At 68.4% G+C, this 21,183-nt stretch carries 20 protein-coding genes and 2 pseudogenes; 12 read left to right on the top strand and 10 right to left on the bottom strand.

Translation table 11 applies throughout. From position 1 onward, the window contains the following. Positions 1-848 precede the first annotated feature (848 nt). Together ACFU8W_RS45565 and ACFU8W_RS45560 are read left to right on the top strand one after the other, a co-directional pair. A complete protein-coding gene (locus ACFU8W_RS45565) occupies positions 849-2,984 on the top strand; it encodes a SpoIIE family protein phosphatase (RefSeq protein ID WP_384051184.1) in 2,136 nt (711 codons plus the stop codon). Positions 2,985-3,256: 272 nt separating this feature from the next. Continuing rightward, on the top strand, positions 3,257-3,652 hold the full coding sequence (locus tag ACFU8W_RS45560; protein WP_384051181.1) for a zf-HC2 domain-containing protein: 396 nt from the start codon (positions 3,257-3,259) through the stop codon (positions 3,650-3,652). 160 nt (positions 3,653-3,812) lie between these two features. Here ACFU8W_RS45560 and ACFU8W_RS45555 read toward each other — a convergent pair whose 3' ends face one another. Together ACFU8W_RS45555 and ACFU8W_RS45550 are read right to left on the bottom strand one after the other, a co-directional pair. Beyond that, entirely contained in the window at positions 3,813-3,974 is a 162-nt protein-coding gene (locus tag ACFU8W_RS45555) for a hypothetical protein (RefSeq protein ID WP_384051178.1), read from the bottom strand. Continuing rightward, a complete protein-coding gene (locus ACFU8W_RS45550) occupies positions 3,975-4,499 on the bottom strand; it encodes a hypothetical protein (protein ID WP_384051193.1) in 525 nt (174 codons plus the stop codon). 84 nt (positions 4,500-4,583) lie between these two features. On the opposite strand from ACFU8W_RS45550, the gene ACFU8W_RS45545 reads away from it, so the two are divergent. Beyond that, the gene (locus ACFU8W_RS45545; protein WP_384051190.1) at positions 4,584-5,393 is read left to right on the top strand and encodes a DUF5131 family protein; all 810 of its coding nucleotides are present in this window, start codon (positions 4,584-4,586) and stop codon (positions 5,391-5,393) included. A 25-nt stretch (positions 5,394-5,418) separates the two neighbouring features. On the opposite strand, the gene tcmP is transcribed toward ACFU8W_RS45545, so the two are convergent. Beyond that, positions 5,419-6,546, bottom strand: a complete 1,128-nt coding sequence (gene tcmP, locus ACFU8W_RS45540; RefSeq protein ID WP_384051175.1) for a three-Cys-motif partner protein TcmP — start codon at positions 6,544-6,546, stop codon at positions 5,419-5,421. A gap of 394 nt (positions 6,547-6,940) precedes the next feature. On the opposite strand from tcmP, the pseudogene ACFU8W_RS45535 reads away from it, so the two are divergent. Beyond that, a pseudogene (locus tag ACFU8W_RS45535) lies at positions 6,941-7,293 on the top strand (transposase); the annotation flags it as partial. 72 nt (positions 7,294-7,365) lie between these two features. Then, a complete protein-coding gene (locus ACFU8W_RS45530; protein ID WP_384051172.1) occupies positions 7,366-7,530 on the top strand; it encodes a hypothetical protein in 165 nt (54 codons plus the stop codon). Positions 7,531-7,564: 34 nt separating this feature from the next. On the opposite strand, the gene ACFU8W_RS45525 is transcribed toward ACFU8W_RS45530, so the two are convergent. Beyond that, positions 7,565-8,374: a transposase family protein gene (locus tag ACFU8W_RS45525; RefSeq protein ID WP_384051187.1), complete on the bottom strand. Its 810-nt coding sequence runs from the start codon at positions 8,372-8,374 to the stop codon at positions 7,565-7,567. A gap of 140 nt (positions 8,375-8,514) precedes the next feature. Then, entirely contained in the window at positions 8,515-9,096 is a 582-nt protein-coding gene (locus tag ACFU8W_RS45520; RefSeq protein WP_384051169.1) for an NUDIX domain-containing protein, read from the bottom strand. Between the two features lie 700 nt (positions 9,097-9,796). Between ACFU8W_RS45520 and ACFU8W_RS45515 the strand changes: the two genes are divergently transcribed. Then, positions 9,797-10,072, top strand: coding sequence for a hypothetical protein (locus ACFU8W_RS45515; protein ID WP_384051166.1), 276 nt, complete (start codon positions 9,797-9,799; stop codon positions 10,070-10,072). Positions 10,073-10,342: 270 nt separating this feature from the next. Here the strand turns inward: ACFU8W_RS45515 and ACFU8W_RS45510 are convergent, their stop codons facing one another. Together ACFU8W_RS45510 and ACFU8W_RS45505 are read right to left on the bottom strand one after the other, a co-directional pair. Next, on the bottom strand, positions 10,343-10,924 hold the full coding sequence (locus tag ACFU8W_RS45510) for an HD family hydrolase (protein ID WP_384051163.1): 582 nt from the start codon (positions 10,922-10,924) through the stop codon (positions 10,343-10,345). A 12-nt stretch (positions 10,925-10,936) separates the two neighbouring features. Further along, positions 10,937-12,064 carry a helix-turn-helix domain-containing protein gene (locus ACFU8W_RS45505; RefSeq protein WP_384051160.1) on the bottom strand — a complete coding sequence of 376 codons (1,128 nt, stop codon included), beginning with the start codon at positions 12,062-12,064 and terminating at the stop codon, positions 10,937-10,939. Between the two features lie 227 nt (positions 12,065-12,291). On the opposite strand from ACFU8W_RS45505, the gene ACFU8W_RS45500 reads away from it, so the two are divergent. The 4 genes from ACFU8W_RS45500 to ACFU8W_RS45485 all read left to right on the top strand — a co-directional run bounded on the left by ACFU8W_RS45500 (position 12,292) and on the right by ACFU8W_RS45485 (position 15,434). Next, positions 12,292-12,825 (top strand): hypothetical protein, encoded by a 534-nt coding sequence (locus ACFU8W_RS45500; RefSeq protein ID WP_384051157.1) that lies wholly within the window; start codon positions 12,292-12,294, stop codon positions 12,823-12,825. 378 nt (positions 12,826-13,203) lie between these two features. Continuing rightward, positions 13,204-13,380 (top strand): hypothetical protein, encoded by a 177-nt coding sequence (locus ACFU8W_RS45495; protein WP_384051154.1) that lies wholly within the window; start codon positions 13,204-13,206, stop codon positions 13,378-13,380. 144 nt (positions 13,381-13,524) lie between these two features. Then, positions 13,525-13,695, top strand: a complete 171-nt coding sequence (locus ACFU8W_RS45490) for a hypothetical protein (RefSeq protein WP_384051151.1) — start codon at positions 13,525-13,527, stop codon at positions 13,693-13,695. Between the two features lie 701 nt (positions 13,696-14,396). Then, positions 14,397-15,434, top strand: coding sequence for a hypothetical protein (locus tag ACFU8W_RS45485; protein ID WP_384051148.1), 1,038 nt, complete (start codon positions 14,397-14,399; stop codon positions 15,432-15,434). Positions 15,435-15,806: 372 nt separating this feature from the next. Here ACFU8W_RS45485 and ACFU8W_RS45480 read toward each other — a convergent pair whose 3' ends face one another. Further along, on the bottom strand, positions 15,807-16,034 hold the full coding sequence (locus ACFU8W_RS45480; protein WP_384051145.1) for a hypothetical protein: 228 nt from the start codon (positions 16,032-16,034) through the stop codon (positions 15,807-15,809). A gap of 445 nt (positions 16,035-16,479) precedes the next feature. On the opposite strand from ACFU8W_RS45480, the gene ACFU8W_RS45475 reads away from it, so the two are divergent. Further along, complete coding sequence (locus ACFU8W_RS45475; protein ID WP_384051142.1) at positions 16,480-17,775, top strand: N-acetylmuramoyl-L-alanine amidase; 1,296 nt, start codon at positions 16,480-16,482, stop codon at positions 17,773-17,775. A gap of 286 nt (positions 17,776-18,061) precedes the next feature. Here the strand turns inward: ACFU8W_RS45475 and ACFU8W_RS45470 are convergent. Continuing rightward, positions 18,062-18,220: pseudogene (locus ACFU8W_RS45470) on the bottom strand (IS21 family transposase); the annotation flags it as partial. Between the two features lie 152 nt (positions 18,221-18,372). On the opposite strand from ACFU8W_RS45470, the gene ACFU8W_RS45465 reads away from it, so the two are divergent. Next, positions 18,373-18,507 carry a hypothetical protein gene (locus ACFU8W_RS45465; RefSeq protein ID WP_384051140.1) on the top strand — a complete coding sequence of 45 codons (135 nt, stop codon included), beginning with the start codon at positions 18,373-18,375 and terminating at the stop codon, positions 18,505-18,507. A 260-nt stretch (positions 18,508-18,767) separates the two neighbouring features. Here ACFU8W_RS45465 and ACFU8W_RS45460 read toward each other — a convergent pair whose 3' ends face one another. After that, positions 18,768-21,182 carry a glycoside hydrolase N-terminal domain-containing protein gene (locus tag ACFU8W_RS45460; protein ID WP_384051137.1) on the bottom strand — a complete coding sequence of 805 codons (2,415 nt, stop codon included), beginning with the start codon at positions 21,180-21,182 and terminating at the stop codon, positions 18,768-18,770. Between the last annotated feature and the right edge of the window lies 1 nt (position 21,183).

The raw sequence follows: 21,183 nt of genomic DNA, 5'->3' as shown, positions 1-21,183 counted from the left end.
ATGCCTCAAGACCCGCACCCCCTACGACGAAGCGACCGCCTGGTCACACCACGCACACCCCCATGCCACTTGACGTCAAACGGCATGGGATGTCTAATCCGGCAGGCATGGACGACCCACCGCTAGGACAACCGTCCGAACCGCCGCCCATGAGCGAGTGCCGATCTACGCAGCGTCTACTGATGATCTTTGCGTGATGTCGCGTCGCGGTTGCCCTTCGCTGCAGTTCAGGGCACGCGCTCCAGCGACATCACGTGGCGAAACTCAGTAAGTACAGCAGTTTGGGCATCTTGATGCCGACATGATCGGTACGTATGCCTGCCGACGTATAGGTACGGCCGCCACCGCCCTGGTAGACGTGTGCAGCACGTCGTCACGGCAATAGAGCATATTTCCCCTATATAGGCGACGATCGGTGTATGGGTGACGATCGGTGTGGCTGGTGCGGAGCTCCACTGCCGGAGTCGGCAGGCCCGGGTCGGCGGTATTGCCGTCAGGCGCATCGGCAGGCGGCCTGGCGAGCCAGGCGTCGCTGGCAGGCGGCGGCGGGGGCGCGGCAGATGCTGGTGTTCGCGGAAGCGGATCTCCTGACGCAGGTGCAGGCCGCAACCCAGCAGGTGAGCGACTCGCGCCCGGGGCGAGGAGCGGAGGGCTGCCATGTTGCCGCGGTGGCGGAGGTGCCCGGGTTGGCCGGGCAGCTGGTGCGCTGTGCGGTGTTGGCGGACCGACGAACCGGGGCGAGCTGGGCGCAGATCGGTGCTGGCCTGGGCATCAGCGCGGAGGCGGCCAGATGCCGCTTCAGGCGCCTGGAGGGATCCCTGCCTGGTGCCGCTCGGGAGGGTGAGAGCATGAGGGACCTTGCCGGCTTCGGCACCGGCCGAGGCTCGGACATGCATCTACTCTGCGCCGCTTTGGACCAGTTCATGCGGGAGACAGACGCTTCCGGGGGGCTGGTGTACCTGCTGCCGCCGGGCGAGCGGGTGCTGCGGCTGGCGGTGCTGCGGGGGGTTCCCCGGCAGATCGCCGCGCACTGGACGCAGGTGCCGCTGGCGGCCCGCACCCCGGCGACCGACGCCGTGCGCGAGCGGCGTCTGGTGTGGATAGGCGGCCAGGAAGAGATGGCGCGGTACTACCCGCAGATGGCGCTCGCGCTGCCCTACCCCTTCTCGGCGGCCGCTGCCCCGATCACCACCGGCACCACCGTCTGGGGTGCCCTGGTGGTGCGGTGGCCCAGCTCGCATCCATCGCCGCTGACCCGACACGAACGCAACGCGGTCCGTACCTCCTGCCGCCGCCTGGGCCTTCTCCTGCAGCAGGCCGCCGACAGCGGCCACCCGCTGCTGCCCGGGTCCGAGCCGCAGGTCCTGGCCCCCCTGCGTGCCCGCGCTCGCGGGCCGACCCAGGAGGCGGCAGCGGCGGACTTCGCCGAGCGCCTGCCCGGAGGATGCTGCACCTTGGACCTTGACGGCCGGATCACCTTCATCACAACCACCGCCGCCGACCTCCTCGGTGCCAGCGCCGTCGACCTGCTGGGCGTCCTGCCCCGGCAGGTCCTGCCGTGGCTGGACGACCCAGTCGTCGAAGACCGCTACCGGGCCGCGGTGCTCAGCCAGGAGGCCACCTCCTTCACCGTCCTGCGCCCACCGGACCGGTGGCTGGCCTTCCACCTGTACCCGGACGTCTGCGGCATCAGCGTCCGCATCACCCCGGCCTCCCCGTCCCCTGCCTCGGAGACGTCAGAGGTTCTGCACCCGGCACCGCCGGCCGCACCGGGTCGGTCGACCGCCCACCACCTCCTGATGCACCTTGCCGCCACGCTGACCGAGGCCGTCGGGGTCATGGACGTGATCGCCCGGATCGATGACCTGGTCCCGACCGCCTTCGAGGCCCAAGCCCTCGCCCTGATGATTGCCGAGGAGGGCCGGCTGCGGATCATCGGATACCGCGGCTACACCGCCGAACTCATGGGCCGCTTCGACGGCGCCCCCCTGGCCTCGGACACTCCTGCCGTGCGTGTCCTGACCAGCGGTGTCCCCAGCTTCTACGCCACCTTTGCGGACCTCAAGCGCGCATATCCCCCCGCCGTCCTGCAGGACGGCAAGGCCGCCTGGGCCTTCCTGCCCCTGATCACCTCCGGCCGCCCCGTCGGCTCGCTGGTCCTCGCGTACGACCGGCCGCATCCCTTCACGCCCGAGGAACGAGCTGTCCTCACCTCGACCGCCGGGCTGATCGCCCAGGCCCTGGACCGCGCCCGCCTCTACGACGCCAATCAAGCTCTCGCCCACAGCTTGCAAGCCAGCCTGCTGCCCCAGGCACTGCCCCGCGTCCCCGGCCTGGACGTGGCCACCCGCTACCTCCCCACCGCTCACGGCATCGACGTCGGCGGCGACTTCTACGACCTCATTCATCTCGACACCGGCCTTGCCGCCGCAGCAATCGGCGACGTCCAAGGCCACAACGTGAACGCCGCCGCCCTCATGGGGCAGGTCCGCACCGCAGTCCACGCCACCGCCGGCGCATCGCCCGGCCAAGTCCTCGCCCGCACCAACCGCCTGCTCACCGACCTCGACCCCGGCCTGTTCACCAGCTGCCTCTACGTCCAGCTCGACCTGGCACGCCACCGTGCCTGCCTGGCCACCGCCGGCCACCCGCCCCCACTCCTGCGCCACCCTGACCTACACACTGAGATCCTTCCGCTGACGCCCGGGCTCCTGCTCGGCATTGACCCCGCGGCCGACTACCCGGAGACCGACGTCCCCCTACCGCCCGGGGCCGTGCTTGCCCTGTACACCGATGGACTCGTCGAAACCCCCGGCATCGACATCGAGGACGCCACCGCCGACCTCGCCGCCCAGCTCGCACAGGCCCAGGGCCAGACCCTGGACGCCCTCGCCGACACCCTCATCCACCACGCTCAACGGTCCGCCCCCCGGAACGACGACATCGCCCTGCTCCTCATCCGGCCTCAACAACACGGCCGCTGACACCAGACCCGCCCGGCTCGGCGGGGCTCCAGTCTCCGCCCCGCCGAAGCCGCCGGGCTCGGTGAAGCATGCCTCACCGCCGATCGGAGCCGGTGGAAGGCGATCTGCCAGACGTGCGTGATCTGTTTGAGTCGGGCGAAGATATCGTCGGCACGGTGTTCCGTGTTCCGCCCCGGCCGTAGGCCGGCGCGGTGGGTACTGCGGCCGTGGTAGCCGTAAATCGCTGCGCGGGGACGACGCGCGGGGGGCCGTTCCTGGGAGATGGTGAGACCATGAACGGAGGTTTCGCCATGATCGGAGCCCACTGCCTGACCACGGAGTACGGCGACGAGGCAGCCGTCGAGGAATGCCGCAGGTTCTGTGAACTGCTGGCCGGATACGCGCTCAAGACTCTCGCACCCGATGAGGCGAGCGCGGTGGGGTCTCACCTGGCAACCTGCGACACATGCCGGGACGAGCATGACTGCCTCGCAGCCGTCGCGGCACATCTGTCCCTTCTCCGCGACGCCCTGGCCTGCGGCAGAGGCCAAAATCGGCGGAGGTGCGCGGTCACCCGGGCCGAATGCAGCCACGCCTCGCCCCGTCGCCGCAGCCCGGACCGGGCGGCCCTGCCCATGCAGATCACACTGTCCCAATGGGTCAGCAAGACCACGACGTACTTCGAGTGAGCGGATCTCGTGGAAGCGACGACGTGCCCAGGCCGGATGCAAACCGGCCCTCAGGCCGACGGCAACCCATGAAGATCGCGATGACTCGGTCACCGTCGAAGCTGCGGATCTCGTCGGCCATAATCCCGGATGGGTGCAGATCCAATGAGGGTGCAGTCGATCAGGTGGCACCCGAGAGGCCCCAGCGGGCGCCGGTGATGTCCAGGCGGTCTTTGACCAGGTGCCGGCATGCTCCCTCGATGATCCCGGTGGCGATCGGCCAGCCACGTTCAAGGGCGGTGTCGTAGCGCAGGTGCTCGGCCTTGCCGGACAAGTAGTTCATTCACGGCCTCGTCGATGCCCTTGCGCTGGGCGCCATGCATTCCGGCGGCGAGGGCGGCTTCCTCGAGTGCGGCGGCGGTCTGCTGCACGCCGCCGCCCAGCAGGACGCGGGCGTGACGGGCGACCCAGCTCTCGGCGGAGGCATCGCCGCTGTCGTGCAGGCACCACGTGCTCGCCACAGATATTCGAGCACGTGGATGAGGTCGACGATGATGTGGACGTCCACGCCGCGCTGCCGTGCTTCGGCCTTGATGAGGTCGATTTGATGGCGGGCACCGTCGACCAAGACGACCCAGGGACGGCGGTGTCCGGGGTCGCGGTGCTCTGCCTGGTCGAACACGGCGCACACCACCTGCGCGGCGGTGTCGGTCACCGAGCCGCACAACCACTTCGACCGGGCCTTCGGCCCCTGGCGGCGCTCGGGCACCGCGCCGTGGTCGGCGTCTTGCCGGTCGGGGTCGGCGATGATGTCGTCGACTGTGCGAGGCGCGGGTTCGGCATCGTAGACGGCTCCCAGGGTGGCCATCCGTTTGGGAGGCGTCCTGGACGCCGGGGATGGTTGGATGCCGATGTCCGGTGGGGCTACGGCTCGTTGGACTGTCGACGTCCCGTGTTCGTGTGGTTGTGGCGGGGCTGGGTTGAGGGGACGGAGGGTCCGCCAGTGGGTGAGCGCAGCGCGATCGAGTGGACTGAAGCAACATGGAACCCGACGACAGGATGTGACCGCGTCTCCAGTGGGTGTGACAACTGCTATGCGCTGACTCTGGCGAAGCGTCTGAAGGCGATGGGCTCGCCCAAGTACCAGGCGGACGGCGACCCGCGGACGTCCGGGCCGGGCTTCGGGCTCAGCGTGCATCCCGACGCGCTCGCGGTGCCGTACGCGTGGAAGAGCCCACGCACCGTGTTCGTGAACTCGATGAGCGACCTGTTCCATGCCCGGGTGCCGCTCGACTACGTGCGCCGCGTCTTCGACGTGATCGCCGATACGCCGCAGCACACCTATCAGGTGCTGACCAAGCGGGCCCGGCGGCTGCGGCAGGTCGCCGACCGGCTGGACTGGCCGGCGAACCTGTGGATGGGCGTCTCGGTGGAGAGTGCGAAGGAACTGCCGCGCGTCGACGATCTGCGGCAGGTGCCGGCAGCGGTGAAGTTCTTGTCCTGCGAGCCGCTGCTCGGGCCTCTGACCGGCCTGGACCTCAAGAACATCGACTGGGTGATCGTCGGGGGCGAGTCGGGAGCCGGCGCGCGTCCCATGAACATGGCCTGGGCCGAGGCCATCGTCGAGGAGGCACGGCTCGCAGGCACGGCGGCCTTCGTCAAGCAGCTCGGCTCGCGCTGGAGCAAGTCCCACAAGGACATCGGACAGTTCCCCCTCGAGCTGCAGGTGCGCGACTACCCGGGAGTCGTGAGCGGGGTCTGAGCCCGTCCGGACTTCCTGCGGAAGATCAGGCTGCGGCGGGGCTGACCGTGATCTCGCGTACCCGACGGCTGCCGACGCCATTGGGCCCGGTCTTTCCCCGCTCGTGAAGGAACTGGACCGCGGTGCGAGCCGCTGCTTCAGGGACCTGGCCGTAGTAGTTGCCGAAGACTTCCAGGGTGTGATCGACCAGCCGGACAGGCCGGCGCGTGCGTGCGAGCAGCTTCTCGAGGTTGGCAGCGATCTCAGGTACGGCCCGGGCCGTGACCTCGGCAGGGTCGGGCCGGTGGGGGACGAGGGACATCTGCCCGGTGCTCTCCTCCTCCTGCGCGTCCAGGGTTGTCCACCACGCGTCCCGGGCCCGGGCGACATTGTCGCCGAAGACCCACAGCCCGTACTGGCTGTGCGTTGCGAACACGAGCCGGTAGACCGCGCGTTTGCGCGGCGAGTGAGCGACTGGCACGGACTGCACCAGCATGCCGGTGCGCCCCTCCAGGCGGCGCGCGTACTCGGCAGCCACGGCATCGATGGCGTCCTGCGCGACAGCTTCCTTGTGCGGGGTGGCAGCGGCATCGGCGAAATACGTGCGCCACCAGGAGCCGCCGCACACGTCGTCGAAACGCTGCAGAGACTTCGAGTTGCCCTTCGCGGAGCGGACATGTCCGCCAAGGCGCCAGACCGCCATCATGCTGAAGTTCATCAGGAGCTCGGTCGGCGGCCACTTCTGATGGCGAGGGCGCTGCCGGGCGAGGACGTCGACCAGACGCTCCAGCGGCAGGGTGAGACCGCACGGGTCGAGGAAGAGGAAGAGCGGTGCGCGCTCGGCCCGGCGCACGAGACTGTCGAGGGCATCGTCTATCTCCCCCTGGTAGTGGCGAGCGAGGACCCCACGGGCGCTGTACTGCTGCACGACATCGAGCAGCCGGGCATACGACTTGACGTCCGACTCGGCGAAGAAGCACTCCATCGTCAGCCCGTGGGCGCGATGATGCGCTGCGATCTGCAGAGCTATCTCGGCCGAGGCCGGCTCACCGTTCTCGTAGCGGCCCTCGCCCGCGTAACCGTCGAGATAGACCACCCGCTTGTCGCGTGCGCGCGAGCCGGTCATCCCTCCGAACTGTGCGAGATAGCCCTTGAGGAGCTCGTGCTTGAACACGCTGGGCAACGCTTTGTCGGCCCAGTAACTACCGCTCGTCCCCGAGGACATTGCCCACCCCCGTGTTCAACGTTCCCTTCTGAATACAGATGGCGAAACACTCTGGAGAGATCCGGCAAGACCACCAATTCCGGCCACAGGGTGGTCCCTTGACGGTGGTACGACCGCGGCCACCAGTCTGGACGAGTCATTCCGAATGCTGACGGTGTGTCCGGGAACGCAGGCAGGGCGTCCAAGATCGTTGTGTGACGAACAACCTGGACGCCCTGCTGACCGCACTGTACGTGAAGATCGACGACGAGATCGGAGGTACCCGATGGCTTGGCCGACCGCCGCAGCTGACGGATTCCGAGCTGGTCACCCTTGCCGTGGCTCAGGCTCTGCTGGGCTTCACCAGCAGAAGTATCTGTGGCGGGCTGTTGACCAGGACGGCAATGTCCTGGACATCCTCGTGCAGGACCGGCGGACACGGCTGCGGCCAGGCGCTTCTTCCGCAGGCTGATGACGACGACGGGCGGGGTGCCGCGAGTGGTCGTCACCGACAAGCTGCGTTCCTGCGACGCCGCTCACCGCGAGGTCATGCCCTCGGTGGAGCACCGCTCCCACAAGGGATTGAACAACCGGGTCGAGAACAGCCACCAGCCGACGAGGCAACGCGAACGGGCCATGAAGGGCTTCCGCAGCGTGGGCGGGGCCCAGCGGTTCCTGTCCGCGTTCAGCGGCATCTCACTCCACTTCCGGCCCCCGACGCTACCTGATGACCGCATCCGAACACCGAGCCGAAATGACCATCCGCTTACGTAACCCGGTCGAGGGCCTATGGGGCACATCAAACGGAGCCTGGCCAACCTGGCCGCCCGCACCCTCAGCGAGTTGGAGACTCTGCTTCGCAGGCGGCTCAAGGCGCTGCAGTACCGGCACGGCATCCTCGGCGGATTCCTCGCCGGGACGGGCCTCGCTCTCGACAGACCGGACGGACCCTAATACGCCGAAGTCAGTGACGTTTTCTCAACGGTGGTCATTTCCAAATTCCGTTGAGGACGAGGGCGGCGCGGGCGATGTCGCCGATCCTGCTTGGGCTGATAGTGATGTACTGCAGGGTGCGCCAGCGCTGCTTGAGCTCGGCGGCGGCGCGTTCTCCGAGTGCACGGATGCCTCTGATCAGGCTGTTCGTGGTTTGCGTGTCGGCGTGCAAGGCCCGCTCGGACCGGCCCTTCGGCCGTCGGATGGGGACGAGGACGCCGATTCCGGCGCCGATGTAGCCCTTGTCGGCCTGGGTGGGCAGGCCGTCGGCTGCGGCTTTGTACAGGGCGGGTAGGGCATGGATGCGGGCGGCGGTGATGTCGGGGGTGGAGCCGGGTTCGGCGTCGGAGACCCACAGCGGGGTGCCGTCCGGGGCTGACAGGAACTGGACGTTGCCGCCGAATGTCTTGTGTCTCTGGCTGAACCACAGGTCGTTGCCGTTGTCGCGGACGCCGGCGAGTCGGTCGGATTCGATCAGGGTGCCGTCGAGGATCATGTGGGTCATGCCGTCGCGTCGGCAGCGGTCCAGGACCTCGTGCAGGTCGGGGGCCTGGTCGGCGAGGACGTCGATGCCTTCGTGGCGGCAGCGGTAGCAGGTGGCCTGGGAGACGCCGGCATCGCGGGCCAGGCAGTGCACGCAGCCGCGCTCGCGGAACCAGCGCAGGACCAGCACGGCCTGGCGGAACGGGCCGAGCACCCGGCTGCCGCGCGGAGTGCCGATGCGCCGTCGGTGCGCGGCCAGCAGGTGGGACAGGTGATCCACGACGTGGCGCGGGACGTCGAGCGTGGCAGCATAGGTGACCAACGTGAAGCCTCTGGTGGTTACGGACATGATCTTGTGGTGAGACCTGTCCTACCAGGGGCTTTACGTCTGCCAACCGCCGCGGCCGCGTGGCTCGATCCGCCGGGGCCCTGCCGGTTCGCCCAGCATGGCCATGACGTCAGTTATTCACCAAGTTCTGCGCGATGGCGCTGGAAGAGGGCCAGGGCGGCGATGGAGGACGCGTCCTTGAACCGGCCCTGGGCGATGAGCTGCCATACCTCCGCTTCGGAGAACCAGCGGCTGATCAGGCCCGCCTCTGTCTCGTCGAGGTTGGTTTCGCCGGCGGTGAGGTCCGTTGCGAGAAGAACGTGGAAGCCCTGGTTGCAGTAGCCGTATGCCCCGAACAGGTGGCCCAGTGGCGTCATGGCGCCAGCGGTCATCCCGGTCTCCTCGGCAAGTTCACCGCGTGCGAGGGCGAGTGGGTCTGCGTCCGGCTTGTCCTCCCAGGAGCCTTGCGGGAACTCCCAGTAGCGACCCTTGACCGTATACCGGTACTGCTCGACAAGATGGAAACCGCCGTCGGCGTACGGGATGACAAGAGCGAAGTCGGGCTTCTCCACCAGACCGTAGATGCCCTCGGCACCGTCATGCCGCAGGGTCTTGTCCTCGCGGACGCTCATCCAGCGGTTCGTGTAGACAACGGTGGTGCTGGTAGCAACCAGCTCATGTTCGGGCAGCGACGGTTGAGATGTCTCCGTATGCATGCGCCAACGCTAGCCGATCGCGTCGCGTTGGCCCTGAGCTCCCGTCCTCGCAGGTTGTTCGGTCCCCGCTCCCTGCGGTCACGTGGCTTCACAAAGATCATTTCGTCGAGAAAACCTCAGTAACCACCTGGGAGCAGATCACCGGCGTCACCGGCCGACTTACTGCGGCCTGAGCCCAGGTCGGCACCCGGCCCCACCACACTTCGACGCACAGTCAGACACCCACACACCCAACAACGTGACAACGCCCGGGAGAGAGCATGGACCAGTTCCAGCCGCGCTGCTCACGGGGCTAAACCGTCGCGCCCGCTCCTGGCTCGCCGATCGCCGTGCCTCTCCATCACCCGCCCATGCTCCATGCGGGTGATGTGCGCCTCTGGGGCGCCACCGTCGAAAAGGATGGCACGAGGGCGGACATCACAAGATCGGGCCTGGTCGTCGGCCGCTGATCTGCGGTTTTGCGGGACTCAGTAGATTTCTGTTCAAGATGCTGACGGGGTCATGTGCTACTAGCGTGATGGCTGTGAGAGTCGCAACCGGGCACGCCCCGGGCGGCAAGTCTCCCGAAGGGTGGGAACCGATCTGCCGCGAGACGTGCTCCCGCTTCACGTGGTGACCTCTGCGAACCGCACCGCATGGTTCTCATGCGCTGTGGCCATCCACCTTCGATCTTCGGTGGTGGAAGGAAAGGTAAAGACTCATGCGAGCACCTCAGATCAAGCGATCCCTCGCTGTAGCAGCCGCCGGTGTGATGCTGGCTGGTGGCGCCGCTGTCGGTGCGGCCGGTACGGCCACGGCCGCTCCTGCCCGAGCGACCTCCGTGACCAGCAACTCCTACGACCGCTGCGGCTGGTGGGATGACTGCTGCGGCTGGTGGGATGGCTGCTACGGCTACGGCTACGGCTACTACAACCCCGGCTACGGCTTCTACAACCCCGGGTACGGCTTCGGCCAGTTCCAGCAGCAGCAGCAGTAGAGGCGATGCCCTTGCTCAACCGCCCGGCTCGCCGAGTCGACTGCCTGTGTGAGGAAGCCGGCGAGGCCGTCCGGGTCCGGAGGCGTGGAGAAGACACCCGATGCCGTCCAGTCGCGGGCGATACCGTGCAGCGAAGCCCGATCGGCGTCGGCGAGCGCATCACGCAGGGAATCTGTCAGCGACAGACACAGGGCCTCTCCCTCGTCGATCAGCGCGACCAGAGGTGAAGGGCCCCGCCTCCAACGAGAGGGGCCCACCGGCGAGCAGTGGTCAGCTTTGCTTTTCGCCGAGCGCGATGCGCAGCCAGTCCAACGATTCGGTCTCCAGGACTGCGTCGGCAAGCTCGTTCGCGGTCTTCGTGGTGAGGCGCCCGCGGCTGTTGTCGATCCACCGCTGGGCGTTCTCGTAGCCCTGCGCCTTGTACTCGATCCCTTGGATCATGCATTCCAGTTTGTCGGCGTCTCGGGCGCACACCGCCTCGGGGGATTCCTTCGCCTCGTACTCGGCGACGACATCCCGGACGGCGGACGCCAGTACCTCGGGCATGCCGGCGACCTGGTCGGCCGTGACCGCTTCAGGGTCGGCGGTCGGGGCGTACTTCTTGCCCAGGTAGTTCACGTCACCGGTGCGTGTCTCCTGCGAGTCGTGCCACACCGCGAGAAAAGCAGCCTTTGCCGGGTCGGCCCCTTCAAGCTTCGCGATGACCGACGCGATGAGGGCGGTGCGCCAGGAGTGCTCTGCGACCGACTCGGGATCGCGCACGCCGGCCATCCACCACCCGGTGCGCTTGGTCTGCTTCAGCGTTCCGGCCTCGTACAGGAACCTCGCCACCGCGGATAGGTCGTCTGCCACCTCGGACTCCTCTCACGCCTCGGCGAGGCGGATCGCGTACTGGATGCTCTCAAGCTCCCGGCGAGCACGCGCCGAAAGCTCGTGACTATCCAACATCACGGCGAGGCGGTCGCGTAAGGCGCGGGCTGCCGCACCGGACCGCAGCAGGTTGGGACGGATCTGGAGGAGCGACCACACCGTGTGGATGTTCAAGTCGACGTAGCCGTGATGATGCGCGAGCCCAAGGGACAGATGTGTGAGGAGCTTTTCGCCGGACCATGGTCCGGGCGTGCGGACCGCAATGAAGTCGTCGGACAGCTCAAGGTGCGGTGTCTCACCGAGCCAGTAGGCCCAGTAGTTGAGGTTCGCGGCCTCGCCCGCGTTATCACCTGTGAGGTCCTTGTCGATGAAGTAGCTCATGCGGTCGCGGTCGCCCTGCCGGGCGGCAACGGTCGCTACTGATCGGCCGTTGAGCCAGCGAGTGAGCCAGTCCTGGGGCCTCTCGGTGCGTTGCTGGTAGGCGAGCCACTCCGACGTGTCGGCCTGGTCGTCGTATCCGGAGAGGTAGAGGGCCTGGCGGCGAAGGAGGAACTGCCCGTCGCTACGAGCGTGCTCAGCCGTGCGTCGCATCTGTTGGAAGAACCGTGTCCGGTCGGTTGACGGGAGCTCCGGCCCGGGGGGTGCAGGGCCGCGACGGGGTCGGGGAGGCTGGGGGAGCTCGCGCACGGGCTGGGGCGCTACGCCGTTGAGGGGCCAGGCCAGCACCTCGACCAGGTCGCGTTGCATCACCCAGGCGCCGAGTGGGCTCTCCTGGACGGGGATCTCCTCGTCTAAGGCGCTTGCGAGGAGGACGTCAGCCTCAAGCGCGCGTTCGAGGGCCTGCAGGAGAGTGGGGGCGGTCCCCATCTGCATCAGCCGGTGCCGGTGCATGAGCATCTGCCCGGTCGGCACGGCGGTGAGAGGGCGACGCCCGGTCTCCCATCCGGCGATCGTGTCTGAGGACACCTTGAGGAGCTCGGCCGCTTCCTCCTGGGTGCGCCCCTGCTGCTCTCGTATTACGCGGAAGACGTAACCCGAGATGACCCCCATACGTGGGCGTCCGGATGAACCCTGACCACCGGTCAGGGATTGTGGCGGGCTCGACTGCATGGCTTGCCCCATTCCCCATCGCTGACGGCAACCCACCTGTACTCGCGGTCACTTCATGCGCTGAGCACGGCTTTCTACCGTCGTAGTCATCACCAGACGAGCCTAGAGGGAGGCTCTCATTAATGGGCACCGTTGCAGATTCCGAGGGTGCTGCGCCGGTTGACTCTGCGTCAACCACGTGCGCTGCACCGCTCAGCGCATCAGGGGAGTTGCGGCTCCATCAGGGCCCGGAGGCCCTGGTGCATTCGCGCTGTGAGCGGGAGCTGGCGGTCACTCACTGGCTCCTCGCGGCCGCCGAGGACATGAAGGCGGCCCGCAGGGAGTGGGAGGAGACCGGAATCGCGCTCCTGCGGTGCGGCGGACTGTTCGCCGCGATCCGCATCCCGGCCGGCATCGTGCAGGCTGCCGCTGGCACTGAGGATCCCAAGCGCATCGGTGTCTATCTGGACGAAGTGGTTCATGGCCCCGTTTTCATCGACACGACCTCCCAGCGGTACTACGCGCTCGTACCGGCGAGCACGTCACGGCTACCGCAATGGGCCGACCGTCAGGTGCCGGAAGCCGAGTGTCTCGGGTCCGGTTGCTTCCTCGGTGTCCCGCGCCCGCAGCGGACCGAGCCGGAGCAGTTCCGGTTCTACTGGTGCGTGCCGATGGAAGGCCCCGGCGCCCTGTGCAGCCCGGATGCGGTCTCGCAGCTCGTCGCCTACGGCCGCTATCAGCGAGCCCTCGGGGAGCGCCGGGCGGCGGAGGCGGACGAGGACGGTCATGGATAACACGGCAGCCAGTGCTGAGCAGGCGTACCGCACCCTTGTGGGCCACACCACGGCGTGCGCTGTCTGCCGTGCTGGTGCGCCGTGCAAGACCGCTGTTCGGCTCAACCGCGCCTGGCGGGAAATCCGCCGGTGACCCGGGCCCCCAGTCGCATCACGTGTGGCACCGCGCGGGGGCTTCAGCCTGTCGGTGGGACGTATGCCTGTCCGGCACATATCCGTGGGCTGCAAGGCAGGGGCGATGGCGTCCTCGCCGACCTGCTTTGGCTGCAAGAGACCCGCGCCGAGCGGTTGCGTGCGCGCCGCCTATGAACCCCTGCCCGTGGCTGCGCCGATCGACCACGGGCAGATCTCCGTCATCGCGACGAGAAAGGAACAGACATGCCCCAAGACCCCACCCCCACCGCCGATCCCACCAGCCAAGCCGAGCGGCCTCCTGTGAGCCGAGGCGAGGGCGAGCCCGATCCGGCCCGTACGAGACTGCCCATCACCGCGGCTGTCGTGTTCCCGCTTGTCCACGCGGTGATCATGTTCGCTGCCATGCACCGCCCGATCTGACGGGACAGAGATATGAGACCCCCGACCGCACTGAGGCTGGGAGACACCCGGTGAGTGAGCGCACCCGGCAGGTCCTCTACATGGTGACCCTCGCCGCACTACTCGGCGCCTTGCTCCTCGGCATCAAAGACGGATAGCCGCCCCATGGAAAGGACGTGGATCACCGGCCAGTGCTGGCGCTGCGAGGCGCCCGACGTTCCCGTGCTGTGGCTCGGGCCCGCCCAGAGCCTGGAGTACGGGGAGGCCCCCTTCTACTGCTGTCCGCCGTGCATCCGCCGAATCGAAGCCCTGATCGTTGCCCACAACCGGGCCTGACCGCTCCAGTCGCACGCACCTACCCGTGGAGGTCCCATGACCGCACCGATGAGCACCAGCAGAGACCAGGAAGCGCGGAACGGCACGACACCGCGGCTCGTCGCCAGCCCGTTCCTCGGCCAGTACCTCCTCGTCCAGCCCGGCCAGTCGGCCGGCGTGCGCATCCCGGAAGTCCGCTACGAGGAACTGGCGGCGGCCAGCGCGGAGGGCCGGCCGATTCCGGCCTGGCTGACCGACGCGGCGGCGAAGGCGTGGGGCACAGAGCTGCCCACGTCGCCGGTCGGCGACGTCGTCCTCGTCCGCGAGCGGGCCCGGTACGGATACGGCAAGGCGTCGTGGGAGATCAACCTCGGCTGTGACTACGACTGCGAGTTCTGCTACCTCGGCGAGAAGCGGTTCGAGGGCCTGGACTGGGATGGCAAGCAGCGGCTCCTCCAGACGCTGAGGGACGCGGGGGTCTTCTGGTTGCAGATCACCGGTGGCGAGGCGCTGATCGACCGCGAGTTCGGCGCGGCGTACGAGTACGCCCACCAACTCGGCATGATGGTCCAGGTCTCGTCGAACGGCTCATCGCTGCGGAAGCGGCCGATCCGGGAGCTGTTTTCCCAGCACCGCCCGTACCGGTACGATTCGGTCGCTCGACAGACGGCCGGAGTGCCGTGCGGGCCCGTCGTATCCCTGCTCCAGAAAAGAACACCGCCATGCCCCGCCCACCGGCCCTCGGCACACGATGGTGGCTCACCACCCCGGGCCGCCTCGGCTTCGTGCTCGCCGTGCCCCTGCTCGGCCTGGTCAACCAGTACTTGGGCTTCCTGGTCCTGATCGCCGCGATCGTCCTGATCTGGAAGGGCTGCCCTTGGCAGAAGGGCGTGAAGGTGGCCGCCACCATCGGTGCCATGGCGCTGCTCGGCGCGGTCATCCCGGACCCGCCCGAGGGCGGGGCGTCGAACACCGTGGCGCAGGCGGACGCGAAGGGCGCGGAGAAGGAACGTACGGCCGCCACCTCGCCCTCTCCCTCGGCGGCCGGGGAGCAGGAGCGGCTCTCGGAGCCGCCGCCCCAGGCTCCGGACTACCGAGGATTGCGGCTGGACAAGGCGCGGGACAAGGCCGAGGCCGCCGGGTTCGGTGTCGGTGAGCATGACGCGTCCGACCAGGACAAGAGCATCTTTATTCGACTCAACTGGACCGTCTGCTTCCAGAATACCGGCAGGACGTACGGCGGTACGAAGACGATCGACTTTGGCGCGGTGCAGACGGGTGCACCGTGTCCCGAGGCGGACGGCGGAGCCATCCGATGGCCCAAGATGCCGGACCTGGTCTGGAAGACGTGGAGGACGGCGCAGAAGGAGGTCCTGGACCTCGGTGTCGTCCCAGACCACCATCTGCGAGCGGACACGGCGTACGGCAACGACCTGCTTCCCGACGAGGGCGAGTACGACGACTGGCGCGTGTGCGTGACTGACCCCGCCGAGGGCGCGGACGTAACCCTCGACACGTGGGTGACCCTCGAACTGACCGACCCGGACAACGGCTGCCCCCAGCCGGACCGGGGGCACGACGGCAGGGTGGACCTGCCGGACCGGGACGACGACGGCGACCCCGACTACCGCGACCCGTTCCCCGGCGACCGGAACCGCGATAGCACCTTCCCGAACGGCCTGCCGGACAGCTCGGGCAGTTCTGGGGGCGGCTCGTCCGGCGGGGGCCACTGGAACTGCCCCCGCACCCGTTGGTGCTGACGAAGCGCCCTGGCCGGCGCAGGACACAGGGGCCGGTCTCTTCTACGGGCAGGGCCGCGCGTTGCTGGACCAGCACACCGCTCTGCGCGGACCGGGCACGGGCTGGGACCTGCACTCGCCGCCGACAAGCTCCGTGCGAGACCCCGCAGAACGCTCCGATCCGCCGCAGCCCTACTCGACCCCCTGAATGAGCGGACGTAGTGCCCGATGACGACCGCGGCGCGGCGGATTTCGCACCTCTCGAACATGTGCGAGCCGACCGGAGGGCCCCGAGGCGCGAGCCGTAGGCCAGTTTTGACCGTACGTTACGAGGCGCACAGACCCAATGCCCCCGCCGCCCACGAGTAAAGCGGCGGGGCTTGGAAGACCCGATCACGCCAGCCGGTAAACGGCCTGGTTCGGATCCAGCCTCACGATCACTCCGTCATCGGCGAGGTCGCGCAGGCGGCGGCGGGCCTCCTTGCCCGCAGCCTCATCACTTGTCGGCTCGTACCCGGCGACGCGCAGGGCCAGTACGGCACGCTGCGTGTCCCAGATGCCGCCCAGCGCCTGGATCACTGCGGCGAGCGCCTGCTTGTTCGTCAGCAGCTTCTCAGTCATCTCATCCTCCCCTTTGATAACCGCCACAGCGTGGCACACAACGGGAGCGCCACGAGTCCCGCGAGCTGAAGCGCCGTGCTGGAGGAGGACGCCGGTGTTCCACGTCCGCGCCTTGCTTGACCAGGGAGTATGGCTCGTTGACGGAGCACATGGGGAAGTTGGTCCGGGAATGGCCCGGATCTTGGTAGCCCATGGCGAAAGCCGTCGCCGACTGGGCCCCCAATCTGGTTCGTGGCGAGCACCTTGATGAGCAGCCCGGTCCCGTACGTCTTCCGTGGGTGAGACCGAACTGCGGTGTCAGGACTTGGTGTAGGTAGTCAACGATCCTGAAAATCCTGGACATTGGGGCAGTCAACGGGTTAGAAGGAAGGCTGCCTGCTGGCGTACACGGAGTAGCGTGGCGTAGCGGCGAGAGACCCCGGACAGCCCTGGAGAGGAACGCCTCATGTCCTTCGAGCCCGTGTACATATCCCGGCGCAATGCCCTGCGGGCTGGCGCCGGCGCAGCCGCCGTCGCCGGTCTCGGGGCCGGCCAGTTGGCCGGTGCGAGCGGTGCCTCGGCCGCCGCTCCGGCCGACCTGTCCGACACCGCGTACATCATGAGCTGCGACGAGTGGGGTGCCCGGCCGCCCGCCGGGGAGCTGACGACGCGTACGGGCTCCACCCGGCGGATCGTGGTGCACCACATGGCGTTCCCGAACACCATGGACTTCTCCATGGAGGCGGCCATCGCCTGCGCCGAGCGGGTCCAGTACATCCACATGGACAAGAACGGCTGGTCGGACACCGGAAATCACTTCAGCATCAGCCGCGGCGGCTATGTGCTGGAAGGGCGGCATGGCAGCCTGGACGCGCTCGAGGACGGCGGATACCAGATCGTCAGCGCGCACGCCGTCGGCCAGAACACCCAGTCGATCGGTATCGAGAACGAAGGCACCTACATCGACGAGCTGCCCACCGGCAAGCTGTGGTGGTCGCTGGTTCAGCTCTCCACCACCATCTGCACCCAGTACGGCTTCGGCGCCCAGAACATCACCGGCCACTGGGACTGGAACAACACCCAGTGTCCCGGTGCGAAGTTCTACTCCACCTTCCCGCTGCTGCGCCTGCACGTCGCCAAGCGCCTCGGCCAGGACCCGAGCACCATCCCGGCCCGCACCTGGCCCGACACGTTCACCTCCTGCGCGGGCGCCACGGTCCGTACGCTGCAGCACCTGCTGAACACCCAGGGCTTCAACCTCGTTGCGGACGGGGCCTTCGGCCCGGCCACGCTGGCAGCGGTGCGCGCCTTCCAGACGGCGCACGGCTTCCCCACCGCCTCGGACGGCACGATGACCGGGCCGACCTGGGAGGCGCTGGCCCCGGAGATCGGCATGGGTGCCACCGGGTCTGCGGTACTCGGCGTCCAGTCGATCCTGGCGACCAAGCTGTATGCCGTGAAGGCGACCGGCACCTTTGACCGGGCGACGTGGGTCGCGGTCGCCAAGCTGCAGGCCCTGCACGGGCTCCGGGTCACCGGGCGGGTGGACCTGAGCACCTGGTGTGCCGCGCTCGGCGGTGTGGTGGAGGAGAACTTCCGCGGGCTGAAGGGCCAGGCGGGGCTGGAAAGCGAGCCTGTCGTGCCGGAGGCCGAGACCCTGCCCCCCGTGACCCTCGCGGCGGACGGGGTCGTGGCGAGCGACGCACCCGCCACGCAGTTCGAGGAGTTCCCGGTCGACCAGGACGTCCAGGAAGGGTTGTAGGCCCTGCGCCGGCGGCGCCCGACCTCAGGGCGCCGTCGGGCCAGTACGGTGTCGATGGTCCCGAAGAACGCCGCGATCCCGGGCAGGTTCAGGCCCTTGGCCCGGGACGCGGCGAGGTCCTCGCCGCTCGCCCGCTTCGATGTCCAGCCACTCGCCGTCCGTGAGCCCGTCCAGGCGGCGCCGAGGAAGCCCGCCCGGCACGGAAGGGACGAACGAACAATGAATCTCAGATCAGCGGCGCGAACTCGTCCACCACCCGCCCGCGATACTGTCCATTTGATGTCCGCCGCGGCGGGGCCGCCGGCCCCTCACCGGAGAGGTACTTACGGACCGTTTTCCGGTCCAGTCCCGTCTCCCTGGCAATCTCCGACAGGCTCATCGCCGCGGACTCCAGCAGGCCACGGAAGCGCCGCAGTTCCAACCAGCGATGCGGATCCAAGACCATCTTCAGCCGCCCTCTGCCGCCACATATCGATCAACAGCAGAGTGCCGAGCACCTGCCCTCAGCGTGCCAGGAACTGGCCGCGTTCGCTCGTACGTTGTGGGGACGTTCATGCGTACGCCGACAAGGGGATCCTCGCTGTCGATGCCTTCCAAGTGGACACCGTTTTCGTGCGGCGCTTGTTCGTCCTGTTCTTCATCGAGCACGGCACCCGGCGGGTGCACGTCGCCGGCGTCACCCGCAACGTCACCGTCGAATGGGCCACCCAGTGCGCCCGCAGCCTCCCATGAGCTGGGACGACACACGCACCGCCGGCATCCGGTACCTGATCCGGGAAAACGCCAGGTACTTCGCCGAGGGCTTCGACGCGGTCTTCACCGCCGTCGGTGCACTGGATGGTGCCCATCCTGCCGGGCGTGCCCCGGATGAACGCGATCGCCGAGCGCTGGGTCGGATCATGCCGCTGCGAGGCCACCGACCGGATCTTGATCACCGGAGAGCGGCACTTGCGCCTCGTCGTCGACGAGTACGCCCAGCATGACAACGCCCATCAGAGCGGTGTGATCACGTACTTCCCGCCTGCCTCGGTTTCGAACACGGCGACGGCCTCCTCGGGGCGCGTCACGTCGGGCGGAGCGCTGCTGGTGGAGTGCACGGCGACCGGTGCGGCGGTGCGCAGGTGCACGGTGCCGCCCTGGAGTGCTGCCAGGCGGGCATGGTTCAGTGCGCCGCCGCTCCAGGCGAGGTCGACGGTGAGGCCGCCGCGGGCGAGGAGGCCGGTGACACGGCCGTCGGGGAGCTGCGGGGGAAGCGCGGGCAGCAGGTGGACCTCGCCGGTGTGGGACTGAAGCAGCCATTCGGTCACGCCCGCCGTGGCGCCGAAGTTGCCGTCGATCTGGAAGGGCGGGTGCAGGTCGAAGAGGTTCGGGGCGGTGCGCTCGGGGGTGAGAAGGTCGGTGAGGAGCTTGTAGGAGCGTGCGCCGGCCTCGGCCCGCGCCCAGAAATTGATCTTCCAGGCGAGGGACCAGCCGGTGCCCGCGTCCCCACGCATCTCCAGCGTCTTCAGAGCGGCCTGGAAGAGGTCCGGCGTGCCGCGCTTGGTGATCTGATTGCTGGGGTGCAGCCCGTACAGATGGGAGATGTGGCGGTGGTGCTGCTCGGGCGCGCCCGCGTCCCAGTCGTGCTGCCACTCCTGCAACTGCCCCCGCGCGCCGATCTTCATGGGCGGCAGTCCGGCGCGGACCTTGCGCACCTGGTCGGCATACGGACTGGTGGTGCCGAGCGCGTCGCAGGCGGCGAGGTAGCCGTCGAAGAGGTCGCGCAGGATCTGGTTGTCCATGGTCGGCCCGGCGCACGCCGAGACGCCGGGATGGTGGGCGTTCTCGGGGGAAACGGACGGGCAGGTGACCAGGTGCCCGGTGGCGGGGTCGGGGACGAGAGCGTCGAGGAAGAAGCGAACGGCTCCTTCGACGACGGGCAGGCGGCGGCGCAGGGCGTCACGGTCGCCGGTGAATCGGTAGTGCTCCCATATGGAGGTGGCGAGCCAGGCGCCGCCGGTGGGCCACATGCCCCAGAACGCGCCGTCGACGGGCGCGGTGCCGCGCCAGGCATCCGTGTTGTGGTGGGTCACCCAGCCGTCTGCGCCGTACTGTACTCGCGCGGTCTTCTGTCCGGCCTGCGCGAGGTCGTCGAGGAGGGCGAAGACGGGTTCCCAGCACTCCAGGAGGTTGGTGGTGGGGGCGGGCCAGTAGTTCATCTCCGTGTTGATGTTGATCGTGTACTTGGAGTCCCAGGGCGGGGAGAGTTGCTCGTTCCAGATGCCCTGCAGGGTGGCGGGCTGGGTGCCGGGGCGGGAGGAGGCGATGAGGAGGTAGCGGCCGAACTGGTAGTGCAGCGCCACCAGGTGCGGGTCGTCGCCCCCGGCGAAGGCGGCCACCCGTTGATCGGTCGGGTTGAGGGCCGCATCCGTGGTGCCGAGATCCAGCGAGACCCGGCGGAAGAGCGCACGGTGGTCGCGCACGTGCCCGGAGAGCAACTGCCCGTAGGGAGTGTCGGCGGCGGTGTTCAGTGGGCCCTCGGCGCGGGCGCGGTGGTCGCCCGAGGCGTCCCGGTAGTCGTTGTAGCTGGTGCCGATGGACACCAGCAAGGTCACCGCGTCGGCTCCGTCCACGGCCAGCGTGCCGTTCTCGCTGCGCACGGTGCCGCCTTCGGTGCGGGCGCGGACCAGGGCGCGGAAGCGGACCCGGCCGGTGATCCCCTCACGGGTCTGGCCAGTCCCCTCCAAGGCGGCGGTGATCCTGTCAGGGGAGGACGTCTGGGCCTGCTGCGGGCTGTCGAAGGCGGTGGTGAACGACAGGGTGCCGGGGGTGTCGGAGGTCAGCCTGACCACGATCAGCTGGTCCGGGTGGCTGGCGAACGTCTCACGCCGGTACCCGACCGAGCCGCGGGTGTATGTGGTGGTCGCGACGCCCCTGTCCAGGTCCAACTCGCGCCGGTAGCCCGTGACGTTGCCGGTGTCCGGGAAGGACAGGCGCAGGTTGCCGACCGTCTGGTACATCAGTTCCCCGACCGGGTTGCCGAGGAACGTCGAGTTGATCAGGGACTGAGCGGATGCCCACTCGCCGGCGAAGACCCGCCGGCGGATCTCGGGGAGGTTGGCCAGGCCCTTCGGATTGGCGGGTTCATAAGGACCGCCTGCCCACAGGGTGTCCTCGTTGAGCTGGAGCCGCTCGGTGTCGGCTCCGCCGAACACCATCGCGCCAAGGCGGCCGTTGCCGAGCGGTAACGCCTCCAGCCACGGCCCGGCAGGCTTGTCGTACCACAGTACGAGGCGGGACGCCTCGGGAGCGGCGGCGTCCGTCGCCTCCGGGGCGGTCAGCGGCGCCGCGGCCGCGACAGCAGGGGACAGACCCGTGGTGAGAACGGCGGACGCGGCTGCGGAGGCGAGAAAGTCTCTGCGTTCCATG

The sequence above is a fragment of the Streptomyces sp. NPDC057565 genome (assembly GCF_042801455.1).
Classification (GTDB): Bacteria; Actinomycetota; Actinomycetes; order Streptomycetales; family Streptomycetaceae; genus Streptomyces; species Streptomyces yanii.
The sequence above is the reverse complement of the archived record's forward strand: the minus strand, read 5'-3'. Positions and strand labels throughout refer to the sequence as shown.